Below are 15,228 nucleotides of genomic sequence, written 5' to 3' on the forward strand. Positions count from 1 at the left end.
CTTATTTTAGCATCTAAATGCTACTGCTCGCTTCTTCTGTTCTTGCGTAACATTGCAGCGAATACGATCATACTTCCACCTAACAGTACATAGTACATTCCCTTGCTTACTTCATCCCCTGTATGTACTGCTTCGTTCTCCTCTTTCTTGATCTCCTCGATATTGCTTTCTCCCTTTTCCTCTTCATTTGGTGTATTCGGCTTCTCTTCCGGTTCTGTCGGTTTCTCTTCCTTCTGCCACATCACCTCAAATGTCCCAAACTCCTTGCTTCCTACCTCAAACTCCAATCCACCCTCTGTCTTTCTTACTTCTATCTCTCTCCCTTTGCTCTTTGCGATCTCTTCATCCAAAGCCTCTTCGCTCATCTGCATCGTGTAATCTCTTGTCAATCCCTCATAATACACGACCGCAAACCGATCCCCTTCTTCGCTTCCTTCCGGATATGGATAATATACGCTTACCGTTTCCTTTTCCGTTCCTACCCATAAGTTCCCGTCATTTTGATCGACCAGATCCAAATACCGAAACTCTCTTTTCACTTCCTTCGTTTCATCTATCCCTTTCACTGCTTCCATTCCCTTTGCATGCAGCGCTTCCATCCGTTCTGCTGATCCCAATACCTCTTCGATCAATTCATCCCATAACAGCACGACCTTCGCATCTTCGTTTACCGGATACATCGTATTCCCGTTCTTATAAAACTGCGTCCCTGCTTTTACATGTGCATGTGCTTCCTTGATCTGGCATGCTCCTTCTTCTTCATATACCCCCTTATAGATCTCACTGCTCAATGTCTCCGCGCTTTCATCGCTTACTTCTCTTACCTTTACTTCCCCTACTGCCATCCCTTCTTCCGGTATACTCAATAAGTGTTCATCTAAACGGATCTCTTTATCATCTACTCTTGGTAATGCATACAGTGCATAGCTTCCCGCTTTCGCTGCGCTCTCTACCTTCTCTCCCTCGCTGTTTCGATATTCCCATGCAAATGGCACTCCCTCTTCTTCCAAATCCCATGCTTCTCCATCTACGCTGATCGCATAGCTTTCCAAGCCTTCTTCCCATTGCGGTTCCGGCAAGGCATCGCCATGATTGCTGGCGTCGGTTCCCAATCCTCCTTCATATGCGATCAGTTCGACTGCTTGAAGCGGTTCACTGTATCCTGCATATAAGTGCAGCGTACCGTTCGCTAATGTCGTAAAGTCGATCGTTGCGGCTTCATCAAATGGCTTCGTGCATGCTTCATCTAAATACCAGCCATTGAATACGCTTCCCTCTCTGCTTAGGCTAGTAGACGGGTTATTTGTTAATACGGTTGTACCGGTTAAGGTAAACTCTTGTTTTGCTTCTTCCATTGTGGAATAGATGAAATGATCTGCTCGATATACGATTACTTCACTTTCTGTATTCCCATTATTAAAAGTACCGTCATTTCCATGATATACGACTTTTGCATAGTATGGGGTTCGACTAAAAATCAGAGCAGTATGTAGAGGATTATTAAAATCATCAATATATTCAAGTAAAACTTTACTTTCACTTATAATGATCGTCGGTATAGATTCATCTAGCGGTATTATATTAGGATATGTGCTTTCTATCTCATGCGAAGGGGTCTTTGTGGAAATAAACAATAAAGAAGGTCTCTTCGTAATATCTATTTCAAAATTATCTATATCGAAAATATTTAATTGATTACAATTTACAAACATTCCCATATAATCTTCGCAAGAACCTGTATCAAAAGTTTCTAATCCTTTTATATTTTTCAGATTAGTGCAATCAGCAAACATAGCATTCAAGATCTTTGTTTTACTTGTATTGAAATTACTAACATCTAAGTTTTCAATACTTTCTAATCCTCTGAACAAAGCTCCCATACTACTCACATTACTGGTATCAAAATTACTAACATCTAGGCTTTCTAAATTAGAGCAACTATGAAACATAGATGACATATCCGTTACATTTTTAGTATCGAAATTGCTAACATCTAAACTTTTCAATTGGGAACAGTTAGAAAACATATTCTTCATATTTGTAACATTTTCTGTATTAAAATTGTTGATATCTAAGTTTTTTAGATTAGTACAACCATAAAACATAAATTCCATATTCGTGACATTTTTAGTAGCAAAGTTACTAAGGTCTAAGCTTTCTAAATTAGAGCAATCATAAAACATATATTCCATATTTGTAACATTCTTAGTATCAAAGTTACTAATGTCTAGGCTTTCTAAACTAGTACATCTAGCAAACATCTGAGTCATATCCGTAACTTTGTCTGTATGGAAGTTACTCAAATCCAGACTTTCTAAGCTTCCGCAAAGAAAAAACATATTACTCATATCTGTTACATTGCCTATATCTAATCCACTTAAATCTATTATCTCTAAAGCATAAAAAGATCTAAATGCATCTCTAAGTGAGTCTGTTTCTAATGTTACTTTTTTCTCTGGTGTACCTATTTTTAGTGATATTATTTTTTTCTTAATAGTATCATTGAATAACTTATCTAAAGATCTAATCACTACTTGTTTTCCTTCATGTCCTTCAAATTCAGAAGGAATCACAACATTCACTACATACCTTCTGTATTCCGTCAATATGATTTTATCCCCTGTATCCTCATATTCCCAATCATCATCCAGCGTTAAACCGCCTACATTAGTTTCTGAGTACTGATTTACAGTACCCCCCCCCCCCTGGCTAAAATCATGTTCGGCCTCATTGCCATACCGATCATCATGCAAATACTTACCAAAAGCAACGATACTTTCTTTTTCATCTTTTCCTCCTTCTCGTCTGTTTTCCTTTCTCAGACGCTATCTTTGTTTACACTATACCATTTTTTCCCATATTTATCTACTTTTACTGCAAAGACAACATGGCACATGTAAGATGAAGTTGTCTTTACTATATAAACTACACTTATCATATTCATTAAACATTGCTTTTTTCAACAACAGAAGGATCGTTTCGTCATGAGATACAGTGTTTCAAGCAAAAAAACGAGAAGTGATCTATGATCTCCTCTCGCTTTTTCATTCATTCAAGTGCGTTTATAATACTGCTTAGCCGACTTGACCGTTTTCGATCTGACGTTTGGTTGTAACTTCGATCTTACCATCTTTCATATCCTGTACGACTTCATCCAGTTTTGCCTGAATTTCATCAGAGATATTTGGGTTTTCTTCCGGTAAGCCAACGCCGTCTTCCGCAATCGTATAAACGATCGGTTCTGCTTTGAACTCTCCGTCTAATACTTGTTTAGCTGCTGTCTTTGCCGCAACATCCACACGTTTTAATGCAGAAGTAAGCGTTACTGACTTATTATTGTCTTTGTCATAGATACCGGTATCATACTGATCAGAGTCAACACCGATTACCCATACTTCTTCGCCTTTTTCAGCACGTGCCACTGCTGACGCAAATACACCGTTTCCGGTACCGCCGGCCGCATGGTAAATAACCTTCGCGCCTGCCGCATATTGTTTTTCAGCTAATGTAGATCCCATTTCCGTCTTGTCGAAACCACCGGCATAGTCCACATAGATCTTCATGTTTGGATCGATTGATTTTACGCCCTGTTCAAAACCGGCCTGGAACGCGATGATCAGATCTTGTTCTTCACCGCCGATAAAGCCAACCGTATCGCCGCCCTGTGCTTTCGTCTGCATTGCTGCCGCAACACCTGCTAAGTAAGAAGACTGTTCAGCCTTGAAAGTAGCGCTCTGTACGTTTGCCTCCTTACTTACCGTATCGATAACCAGGAAGTGGGTATCCGGGTAGGTAGGCGTTACATTTTCGATTGCCTTGTCGAATTTGAATCCTGCCGCTACGACCAGATCATATCCTTCATCCGCAAATGATGATAAGTTCGGTTCATAGTCAGAATCGTTTTTTGACTGCATGTACTTGATGCAGCTGTCATCAAGCCCATTTTCCTTCGCAAATTCTTTGATTCCATTCCATGTACCTTCGTTGAAAGAATGATCATCGATTCCGCCGACATCGGTTACAAAGCCGACACGAATCGGACATGTTGCTGAATCTGAGCCACCATCAGATCCACAGCCTGCAAGTGTAGTAGCCGCAAGCATTGCCACTAAACCTACTTTTGTAAATTTGTTCATTGTATTTACCTCCATGTTTCCCTTACGGGCTACTAAAATTTTACAATATTTCTCCCATAATTACAATATGAATTTAAGCGTTTTCAGTTTTATACAGAGAAATATAGAAAAAAGCGTACTGAAATCAACAAAAAGATACCAATACGCTTATTTACTATGCAATCCTGCATAGATGATTTTGATTTTTTTCACATATTTCAACAAGCTCCGCCACTTCTTCCATTGCTAATGTCTGATTGCCGAAAGCCTTTAGCCCTGCTTCTCTTACTCCATATGGACGATAGCGGATCAGTTTATATTGAGAGCGATCTTTTATTCTTGCTGATACATAGGAAACGGTCTTGCGGTTTTGTTCCTTTTCATTTGGAAGCAATACCGTGCGCACTTCCTGCAATTTTCCATTCTCTAACAGGTAATCCAGATTTTTCAAGACCATCGCATTGTCTGCGCCGCATAATTTCTGATGAAAATGCGGATCGACCGCTTTTACATCAAGCATGACGCCATCACATAAAGCAAGCAGCTGCGGATATTTAGAAAAGTCATGCGCACCGTTGCTGTCGATCAGACAAGTCAAGCCCATTTTTTTGACTTCCTGAAATAGGTCTAACAAGAACGCCGCCTGATTCATACATTCACCGCCGCTTACCGTAATGCCGCGGATAAAAGGCTTCAATTTACTGATATGCTCACACAGATCTGCAACACTCATCATTTGAATACGTGGAGAAGCCTGGTGCTCACATACACGAATGCAGGTATCGCATTTCACGCAGCGCGATGTCTCAAACACGACCTTTCCCGCTTCCATACGCAGCGCATGCGTTGGGCAAGTCGCAACGCATTTCCCACAATGTACGCACATTCGGATCGTTTCGGGATTGTGACAGTACAAGCAGGAAAAAGGACAGCTTTGGAAAAAGATGGCACATCGGTTCCCCGGGCCATCTACATTAGAAAAATCAATGATGTTATTGACGGGCGCTTTCATCATAAATGCGACGATCCAGTGCATTGGCATTGTATTTTGCACCCTGTCCATAACTGCTGACGTTGTTCAAGCTTGCTTCATTGCGGTCTAATTTGTCGATCTCGCTCTTCTTGACGAGATAACCGGTTACCCGCACGACATCATTATCGGCATTGTAGCCGGTAAAATAGCGCATGCCGCTGGCAAACGCACCCTTGATGATGTCAAGCAGCGCTTCCTGAGAATAATTCCAAGTATCATCAAAGCGGAAAATATCGCCGATGCCGCTTGGGAAGTATTTATGGAAATGTGATTCGACCTGAATATGCTGCGGCAGCTGTGGTTCAGCACCGATCGGGATACGGGTACCCGGAGAGTTATCACGGCCATCCGCATCGATTCCCACCTGTGCATGCAGCACATATTGGTTGTTGCAGCCTTCGCAATAAACGCCCTTATGTGCTTTCACGATCGCTTCTAAGCGATCCATGATCCGCACGCCCAGCGCTTCTGCCTGCGGGTTGTTGCCATAGCCCTGCTTCGGATCGCTAATACCCAACAAGGTATTGCAGCACTCCGCTAAACCGACCACACCGAACATGCCGGTAAAATTCTCACGTTTTACAAAGCCTTCCTTTACTAAGAAATTAGAAGTGAAGAAATTAGATTCTTCTACGATATAGCGGATACGCGTATCCATGTTGCGCAGCAGCAGCTCTGCATAATACGGCAGCACCCGATCCATAAAGTCCTCTACACCGTTTGCTTTCGTCGCACATTCATACAAGCGGATGCGCGGTAACGTATAACCGCCTCCGCCTACCTTTAATGCGTTATAGCAGCTCGCGATCCCATACTCGCCGATGCCATCTGCCCGATACATCACATGGTTAGAGAAACTCGGCTTGCTGGTTGCCAGCATGCAGTCAATACAGGCAAGCGCAAAGTCATCACTTGTCTGTTCAGGGTCATAGATCAAAGACAGATTGGGAATCGCCAGCTGCATCTCTTTGGTCAGATCAAGGATGATCCGGGCAACCGGACTGTCTTTTGGACCGATATTGGCATGCACAAAGGAATCTGTCAGCGTCTTGTCAATGTGCAACAAAAACAGCTTCAGTGCTTTCCTGGTTTCCGCTTCCTCTTTGTGGAAAGGTTCCAGCAGTTCCGGCAGATTTCCCAACCATACCGGAAAAGAGGTAATAGAAGGCACGTGCTTGTAGAAAATCAATAAACTGTTGCACGCTTCCCAAATATCCTGCGGCGGTGTCAAACCTAAAAACGCACAGCCTTTTTTCATCAGGATGCGATAATCCGGCAAGATATAGCGCGGACGATACGGCGCAACACCCTCGCCCAGATCACAAAGCGTGTGATCCGCTAATGCCTGTTTGAATGCCGGCTCTAACGGCAGCGTCGTATCTTCGCTTTCCGCGAGACGCGCCAACGCTAAAACCTGCTGGTGATAAGTCAATGTAGGATTTTTGATAATTTCGCTTACTTTACTCATCTTCATACTCCTTTTCTGCTTTCGCATATACTTCACGCGGCTTACTGCCACGGCTTGGCCCGATTACGCCGTTTTCCTCTAATACATCGATCAGACGCGCGGCTCTGGAATAACCGATGCTGAACTTTCTTTGAATCAGCGAAGTGCTCGCTTTTCGCGCTTCGATCACAAATGCCTTTACTTCCTCATAAAGCGGATCGCCGCTGTCGCCTCCGCTCATTCCCACGCTGCCGTCCAGCATTTCCAAACGGACAAAGGCATCTTCAAACTTCGGTTTTCCTTGCGCCGATACAAACTGTGTGATCGCCGCTACTTCTTCATCAGATACAAACGCTCCCTGCACCCGCAGCGGCACCTGTTCTCCGACCGGTATGTATAACATATCGCCATAGCCGAGCAGTTTTTCCGCTCCGCTTTGATCTAGGATCGTACGAGAATCAACGGCAGAAGAAACCGCAAAGGCAATACGGCTTGGAATATTCGCTTTGATGATGCCGGTAATGACATCTACGCTTGGCCGCTGGGTCGCTACGATCAGATGAATGCCCGCCGCTCTGGCAAGCTGGGTAATGCGCTGAATGCTCGCTTCGACATCCTTCGCCGCCACCAGCATCAGATCAGCCAATTCGTCAATGATCACAACGATCCATGGCAATTTGCTTAACTGCTCCTCCGGATGTTTTTCCAAATAAGCGTTATAGCCGGCGATATTGCGGACGCCCGCCATGGAAAATAATTCATAGCGGTTATCCATCATCGTTACGATGACCTTCAAGGCACGGCTTGCTTCTTCCCCATCCGTGATCACCGGACCGATCAGATGCGGAATATTGTGATAAGGGGTAAATTCCACCTTCTTTGGATCGATCAGCAGCAGCTTGACTTCATCCGGCCGTGATCGAAGCAGGATCGAAGTGATGATCGAATTGACGCACACACTTTTTCCGCTGCCGGTCGCACCGGCAATCAGCAGATGCGGCATTTTGTTTAATTCACCGTAAATGCCATTGCCAAGCAGATCTTTCCCTAATGCAAACATCAGCTTGCTGTCATGGTACTTAGCCGGTACCTCTTTCATCAATTCCCGCATTGACACCGCTGTTTTCTCCACATTGGGAATTTCGATGCCGACGGCTGATTTGCCCGGTATCGGCGCCTCGATACGAATATCCTTCGCCGCCAGTGCCATCTTGATATCATGCTGTAAATTGCTGATCTTATTGACCCGCACGCCGAGATCCGGCTTTACCTCAAATTTCGTTACGCTCGGTCCGATATGCGTTGCGGTCAGCGTTGCTTTCACACCGAACTCCTCAAGGATCTCCATCAACCGTTTCCCGCTTTCATTCGCAGCGGTGATATTGGCACTGGAACGTCCTTTCCTGCCGCTTTCTTTTAATAAAGAAAGCTTAGGCAAACGATACTTGCTGTAATCTATTTCATATTGTGACACAAAACTGTCTTTTTTACCAGTGATCTGCTCTATCACTGTCGGCTCGCTTGCTTTCTGCACGATGGTCTGCTTTGGTTTTGATGCTCCTACGACTTCATCTACATCAATGAATTGGATCGTACCGTTTTTCTGCTTCGTCGCATCAAAGAGCACCTGTTCTTCTTCATATGCATCATCGGCGTCAATACGTCCAAACATCATGCTCTGCTTCGGCTTTTCTTCCTCAAAAAGCGAGATCGGCTCAAAACGTACCGCGCTTTCCTCCATTTCTTCCTGCTGCTGCGCTTCTTTGATGCGCTTTTCTTCTTTCTTTTGCTCTTTCTTTTCCCGATGATCGCTCGCCGCCTGCCGTAGCGGTTCTTTGACCTTGACAAAAGCCGCCCAAAGCTTCGTAAACCATTCTTTTTTCAGCAGGAATACCATGCTCAGCAATACCATCGCCGCAATGACGATATAGGTGCCGTTTCGATCAAACAGCAGCGAGGTCATCGCATAAGCAAGCGCACCGATGATACCGCCGCGCGCCGATAATTCGCCGACATAAATGGCCTCCAGCTGCTCCATATACTGTTCAAACACCGCCATGCCCTTTAAGGCTTCATCTTTAGGGACTGCCGCCAAAAGCATCCACGCGCTGACAAGCAATACGCTGCCCAGTACATAGCGCCATGAGATCTCGGAAAAATCCTTCTTCATCATCAAATACAAAGCACCGGCCGCGATCACCGCATACACGATGCCATATAAATTGCCAAACGCTACCTTGATCAGGCTCGTTAATGTTTCTCCGATAAAACCGATATTCAAAATACCGATCACACAAAGGGTAATTGCGACCAATCCATAGATATAGAACAGAATTTCGTTTTCTTCCTGCTTTTTACGGCTGTTTTTTCGCTGTTTTGTCTTGGCCACCGTTTTCACCCCTTTCTTTTTGTTTGATCAGTTTTTATAGATTCACTTCCATGATGACCGGCAGCACCATTGGCCGCTTACCGGTTTCCTTCATCAGATAGCGGCTGATCTTTTCCCGTGCTTCCGCTCTTACTTCTAAATTGTCATAGCGTTTTTCTTTTACCGCATTGATAACGCAGTGCTCAATCATATCGCCTGCGGTCTTAATGATATACTCCGCATCCTTCAAATAGATCAACCCGCGCGTCTGCACATCCGGTCCGCCGATGATCTCCTTGCTTTTGAAATCTACGACGATCCCGATGATCATCGCCCCATCAGTCGATAAAATCTCGCGATCTTTCAATACGACTCCGGTTACATCCCAATTCGCCTTGCCGTCAATGAGCGTATCCTCCAGCTTCAGATGATCGGCAACCGATGCCAGCGCCTTATTTTCAAAACGCGCGATCTGTCCATTGTCCAAGATCACGATCTGATCCGGGCGATACCCCATCGAAACCGCCAAATTGGCGTTAGCGATCAAATGCCGGTATTCGCCTTTGATCGGCAGATAATAGCGCGGCTTAAACAGATACAGCATCATCTTCAGATCTTCGATGCTCGGATGCATCGATAAGACGCTTTTAGGCGAAAGCGAATACAGCTTTCCGTTTTCTTTATAGATCTCATTCTCCATCTTATTGGCTTCCATCTCCGTACCGCTTACGATTGGCGATGCCATGATGATCGTATCACTGGAACGGAAATGTACCCGCTCATCCTCCTGCGATGCGATATTGGTCATCGTTCTGAACAGATTTTTACCGCCGCCGCTGATCAGCACTACGACATCTTCTAAATCATCGGAAAACTGCCGATCGCTCAGCTGCATTTCCCTAGGTACTTTATAATAGCCCATCTCCTCTAACAATCCCAGCATATTGCGCAGTTCCTTGTCATGGAAATAAATCTTGCGATTGTACTTTTTACAAACATCGATGATCTCGATGATGCGAAACAAGCTCTGCCGATATGCGGATATCAAAATACGTCCTTCCTGCGCCGATTCAAAGATCGGTTCGATCAGATGCGCAATTCGATGTCTTGGCGCCGTATGTCCGCTTTGATCCGCTCCCAGCGATTCACAAAGCAGCGCCAAAACGCCTTTCTTGCCGATTTCCGAAAGCTCATTGAGATCGCACTGGTATTCCTTTTGAATCATATCATAGTCGATGATATATTCACCGGTATAAACGATATAGCCCTGATCGCTTTTGATCGCAATACCGAAATTGTCCGGCATCGCATGCGTCATGGCAAAGGTGCGCACTTCCACACCGCCGATATTCTGCTTGCTGGTGCGTTTGATCTTTTTGATCTTAAACTTCGATACGCCTTCCTTTTTCAAATAATCATACAGAAAATTCGCCGTCAAGGCACCGGTATATACCGGTACGTTTATCTCCTGCAATAAAAACGGCAAAGCCGCAACGACATCATCATGTCCATGCGTGATGAAAATACCTTGTACCCGTTCTTTATTTTCAATTAAATAAGTAAAATCCGGAATGACAAACTCCACGCCCAGCTGCTCTGAATCAGGATATTTGATTCCCGCCTCTATTACAAAAATCGCTTCGTTCACTTCTACTACGAATAGATTTTTACCGTTTTCATCTAAACCGCCGAGTGCAAATATTGATACTCGATCCATAAATCTCCTCCTTTTTTCTTTTCTATTATTGATGAATCTTCATTCGATAAAGCCATTCACACTACATTAAATTATACCACGATTTATAAGCTGTGAATACACTTACCCTCGCAATTTTTCATAAAATGTAAAAAAGTGCAGCTGCACTTTTATACTTGTTTTCCATCAAGCGACCACGTCTTGACATCGGTGATCTCGACCTCGACAAAATCACCGGCTTTGACATCTTTGCCGATGAAATTCACCAGTTTGTTCGTGTCCGTATGACCGCTGTAAACCTGATCGTTTTTCTTGCTGAAACCATCTACCAGCACCGTTACGATCTTGCCGCGATACTTCTCATTCTGCATATGTGTATAATAATTCGTCTTTTCATTTAAGCGCTGTAAACGCTCTTGCTTGACGGCAAGCGGTACATTGTCCGCCATTTTGGCAGCAGGGGTGCCTTCCCGCGGCGAATAAATAAAGGTAAAGGCATTGTCAAACTTGCAATAGTCCACGATGTCCAGCGTATGCTGAAACTGCGCTTCGCTCTCATTGGGAAAGCCGACGATGATGTCGGTGGAAAAGGCGCAGTTTTTAATGTTTGATGTGATCTTGTCATACAGTCTTTTGTATTCTTCGATCGTATAGCGCCGTCCCATGAGCTTTAAGATGTCGCTGTCGCCGGACTGCACCGGCAGATGGATAAAAGGCATGATATTGTCATAGCGGGCGATGACATCGATCATTTCATCGGTAAAATCCCATGGATGACTGGTCATAAAGCGAACGCGCGCAATGCCGATCTGCGCCACTTCCGCAAGCAGTTTCGCAAAACCGCCCGCCAGTCCTAAATCTTTGCCATAAGCATTGACGTTTTGCCCCAGCAGCGTAATTTCATGAAAGCCCTGCGCCTTTAGGGTCCTTACTTCCTCTAAAATATCCTCCATCATGCGCGAGCGTTCTTTTCCTCTTGTATAAGGGACGATACAATAAGTACAGAATTTATCACAGCCGTACATGATATTGACCCATGCCTTATGTGAATCAAAACGGATGACCGGCAGATTTTCGATCACTTCGCCTTCTTTGGAATATACCTCGATCACTTTTTTATGCGTCGTCATCACCTGATAGAGCAAGATCGGCAGACGATGCAGATTATGGGTTCCAAAGATCAGCTCCACATGACGATAATGCGTCAACAGGGTATCGATGATCGCTTCTTCCTGCGACATACAGCCGCAGATACCGATGACCAGATCAGGATTCTCTTTTTTCAGGCGCTTGAGCTGTCCCAGTTCGCCAAGCACCTTGTCTTCGGCGTTTTTGCGGATCGCACAGGTATTCAATAAAATGACATCGGCTTGTTCAGCATCCTCACACGGCGTAAAGCAAAGCGCCTCCATGATGCCGGCAAGCGTTTCGCTGTCGCGCTGATTTGCCTGACAGCCATAGGTGCGCAGATAGTAGCGTTTGCCCTGCCCCAGTAGTTTGGCCTCCGTCGGGATCTCAAACAAACCTTTTTCGATCTGACTTTGTTTATGTGTCCGTACTTGGGCTTCCTTTAAGGACGGAAGCGCCCAACCCGGTTGTTTCTTCATATGCTTCACCTCATTTATCACTTGTGATATTGTATCTTATTCGCATAGTGAAGTCAAATACAATCATTTACGAAAAAACGTCTTTCTATCCTTCTTGTAAAAAATAAAAAAACCGGCAGCACCGGCTTTTTTACTGTCTTTTACAATTACTGTGAAATTGCACTTACCGGACAAGTGGAAACGCAAGCACCGCAGTCGATGCATGTTCCTTCGTCACAAACTGATTTTCCTTCGTCGTCCATCGAAAGTGCACCTACCGGACATCCGCCTACGCAAGCACCGCAACCGATGCAAGCATCCTTATCGATCGTAACTGCCATGATTCAAATCCTCCTTTTCAATCTTCTACATTATATCACATTACGCAAATTCCGCAACCTAGAACCAATAAAATGTAAAAATCAAAGTTTGCTTTTCAGATCGCTCTATGGCCGAATCTGGATGCGTTCGATCGCCGTTGCCTGATTGCTTTCTTCATCAATGGTAACGATTGCCCCACAGAAAATGCCTGCTCCTTCTGCAATCGTATAGCGCGTTTTTTTACCGTGAACAAAGCGTGCCAATATTTCCTCTACATCACGCCCCAAAACACTTCGATAAGCGCCGCACATGCCCAGATCACTGATTGCCGCCGTTCCCTCGATCACCCGTTCATCAGCGGTCTGCACATGCGTGTGCGTTCCCACCACAGCCGCCACCTCACCGGCAAATGCATAGGCAAAGGCGATCTTTTCACTGGTCGCTTCTCCATGAAAATCCACCAGATGAATGTCGGCGTCCACCGTATCTAATATTTCCCGCATGCAGGCGAAAGGCGATGCGATCACACCGTTCATAAACACCTCGCCGCAAACATTGCTGACGGCGATCTTTTTCCCTTTCAGCGTTAAGACACGGGTCGCTTTGCCATAGCGGCGCGGTTCTAAATTAGCGGGTCTTACCAAATGATCGGCACTGTCGATAAAAGTAAGCAGATCGTTTTTCGCAAACGTATGATTGCCCATGGTGATCATGTCGATTCCCATATTGACAAGCTGACGGTAGATTTTGGCAGTAATGCCTTTGCCGTGCGCCGCATTTTCACCATTGGCGATTACCAGATCTAATTCGTATCGTTCCTTTAAGAAAGGAAGGTGGGTCCGCACCACTTCACGTCCCACACTTCCTACGATATCACCTATGAATAATATTTTCATGATCGTGCTACTTCGCCAGTTCGTTCGCTCTCACTTCACGGATGACCGTTACCTTGATCTGTCCCGGATAGGTTAATTCCGCTTCGATCTTGTCACGAATATCTCTTGCCAGCTTATGGCAAGCCAGATCATCTAATTTTTCCGGCACCGCCATGACCCGCACTTCTCTGCCGGCCTGGATCGCATAAGCGCTTTCCACTCCGTCAAACTGTTTGGTGATGTTTTCCAGTTCCTCCAAACGGTTGATGTAGTTTTGAAGCGACTCATAACGCGCTCCCGGACGCGCCGCGGACAGCGTATCGGCCGCAATGACCAGATTGGCGATCAGACTGGTCGGCTCCACTTCACCGTGATGCGCCTGGATCGCGTTTAAGATCACATCTTTCTCACCGTGCTTCTTACAGAATTTATAGCCCAGCTCCACATGACTGCCTTCGATCTCGAAATCCAGCGCCTTCCCAATATCATGAAGCAGGCCGGCACGTTTTGCTAGTTGCTGATTTAAGCCTAATTCCGCCGCCATCATGCCGCAAAGATGCGCAACCTCCATGCTGTGCTGTAAAGCGTTTTGTCCATAAGAGAAACGATATTTCAACCGCCCGATCAATTTGATCGTTTCCCGATCCATCTTGCCAAGCCCCAACTTAAAGATCGTATCTTCTCCGACCTTCATAATGTTGTTGTTGATTTCTTTTTTCATCTTATTTACAACTTCTTCGATCCGTCCCGGCTGGATCCTGCCGTCTTTGATCAAATGTTCCAATGCCAGACGCGCGATCTCTCTGCGAATCGGATCAAAGCAGGAAACGGTAATGGTCTCCGGTGTATCGTCGATGATCAAATCAACGCCGGTCGCCTGTTCGATCGCTTTGATATTACGCCCTTCTCTGCCGATGATGCGCCCCTTCATTTCTTCGCTCGGCAGCGATACGACCGATACCGTGCGTTCTACCGCTTCATCCTGCGACAATCGCTGAATGGAAAGAGCGACGATATTACGCGCTTTCTCATCTGCGATCGCTTTTGCTTCTTCTTCTTTCTCTTTGATATAAGCGACCGTTTCTTTTTCCATGCGTTTTTCCACGATCGCAAATAATTCTTCCTTTGCCTGCGCACTGCTCATAGCGGCAATGCGTTCCAATTCATCGACCTGTACGTCGATCTTTGCCTGTAATTCTTTCTCTTTTACATCCAGTTTTGCCAATTTGTCAGATAATTGTGCGGATTTTGCTTCCAGCTGCTTCTCTTTAGAAGTCAGCGTTTCATCACGAAAATTCAGATTATCTTCACGGCGCAGCAGTTTGTTTTCCATTTCTGCCACTTCCGCTTTCCGATCTTTCACTTCTTTTTCAGCCTGAATTTTAATTTCATGCGCCTGCGTGCGTCCATCCAGCACCGCCTGCTTTACCAGATTGTCAGCCTTGGCCTGCGCTTCTTTTACGACTAGCGCCGCTTTCTGCTGATTCTTATTCAAACCTGCGCGGGACATGACCACACATGCGCCAATCCCTACCAGAAGTCCTGCTAAACCAGATGACAAGAGAAGAATGATACTGTTATCCATACTATCACTCCATTTCTTTCATCTTCTGTTTCGGAGATATGCTCCGAGCAATATTATATAAGATTTTCACATAATCCACAAGTTAAAAGGTACGGTTTTTGCATAAAATTAAAGCGTTTTCGCTCAAAAATGAACAAAAACGCCCTTTCTTTATTTACATCATTTTACTGGGAATATGATTTGCTTCATCAAGATCGATAAA

The 15,228-nt window shown here is 44.9% G+C and carries 10 protein-coding genes; all 10 read right to left on the reverse strand.

Features of this window, described 5'->3' with window-relative positions:
- Window positions 1–20: 20 nt before the first annotated feature.
- The 10 genes from C1712_RS04115 to rny all read right to left on the reverse strand — a co-directional run bounded on the left by C1712_RS04115 (window position 21) and on the right by rny (window position 15,026).
- Complete coding sequence (locus C1712_RS04115) at window positions 21–2,582, reverse strand: BspA family leucine-rich repeat surface protein (RefSeq protein WP_342744947.1); 2,562 nt, start codon at window positions 2,580–2,582, stop codon at window positions 21–23.
- Window positions 2,583–3,074: 492 nt separating this feature from the next.
- Complete coding sequence (locus C1712_RS04120; protein WP_102267065.1) at window positions 3,075–4,136, reverse strand: BMP family lipoprotein; 1,062 nt, start codon at window positions 4,134–4,136, stop codon at window positions 3,075–3,077.
- Between the two features lie 154 nt (window positions 4,137–4,290).
- Window positions 4,291–5,151: a YjjW family glycine radical enzyme activase gene (locus C1712_RS04125; protein ID WP_245858054.1), complete on the reverse strand. Its 861-nt coding sequence runs from the start codon at window positions 5,149–5,151 to the stop codon at window positions 4,291–4,293.
- Window positions 5,108–6,616 (reverse strand): YjjI family glycine radical enzyme, encoded by a 1,509-nt coding sequence (locus C1712_RS04130; RefSeq protein WP_102267067.1) that lies wholly within the window; start codon window positions 6,614–6,616, stop codon window positions 5,108–5,110. The genes C1712_RS04125 and C1712_RS04130 overlap by 44 nt, the downstream gene beginning before the upstream one ends.
- Window positions 6,609–8,984 (reverse strand): DNA translocase FtsK, encoded by a 2,376-nt coding sequence (locus C1712_RS04135; RefSeq protein WP_102267069.1) that lies wholly within the window; start codon window positions 8,982–8,984, stop codon window positions 6,609–6,611. The genes C1712_RS04130 and C1712_RS04135 overlap by 8 nt, the downstream gene beginning before the upstream one ends.
- A 34-nt stretch (window positions 8,985–9,018) precedes the next feature.
- Window positions 9,019–10,680, reverse strand: coding sequence for a ribonuclease J (locus tag C1712_RS04140; RefSeq protein WP_102267071.1), 1,662 nt, complete (start codon window positions 10,678–10,680; stop codon window positions 9,019–9,021).
- Between the two features lie 149 nt (window positions 10,681–10,829).
- Window positions 10,830–12,266 (reverse strand): tRNA (N6-isopentenyl adenosine(37)-C2)-methylthiotransferase MiaB, encoded by a 1,437-nt coding sequence (gene miaB, locus C1712_RS04145; protein WP_102267073.1) that lies wholly within the window; start codon window positions 12,264–12,266, stop codon window positions 10,830–10,832.
- A gap of 146 nt (window positions 12,267–12,412) precedes the next feature.
- Window positions 12,413–12,586, reverse strand: coding sequence for a 4Fe-4S binding protein (locus tag C1712_RS04150; protein WP_102267075.1), 174 nt, complete (start codon window positions 12,584–12,586; stop codon window positions 12,413–12,415).
- A gap of 105 nt (window positions 12,587–12,691) precedes the next feature.
- Window positions 12,692–13,462 (reverse strand): TIGR00282 family metallophosphoesterase, encoded by a 771-nt coding sequence (locus C1712_RS04155; RefSeq protein WP_102267077.1) that lies wholly within the window; start codon window positions 13,460–13,462, stop codon window positions 12,692–12,694.
- A gap of 7 nt (window positions 13,463–13,469) precedes the next feature.
- Entirely contained in the window at window positions 13,470–15,026 is a 1,557-nt protein-coding gene (gene rny / locus C1712_RS04160; protein ID WP_102267080.1) for a ribonuclease Y, read from the reverse strand.
- Between the last annotated feature and the right edge of the window lie 202 nt (window positions 15,027–15,228).

This window comes from Massilicoli timonensis, assembly GCF_900199515.1.
GTDB classification, from domain to species: domain Bacteria; phylum Bacillota_I; class Bacilli_A; order Erysipelotrichales; family Erysipelotrichaceae; genus Massilicoli; species Massilicoli timonensis.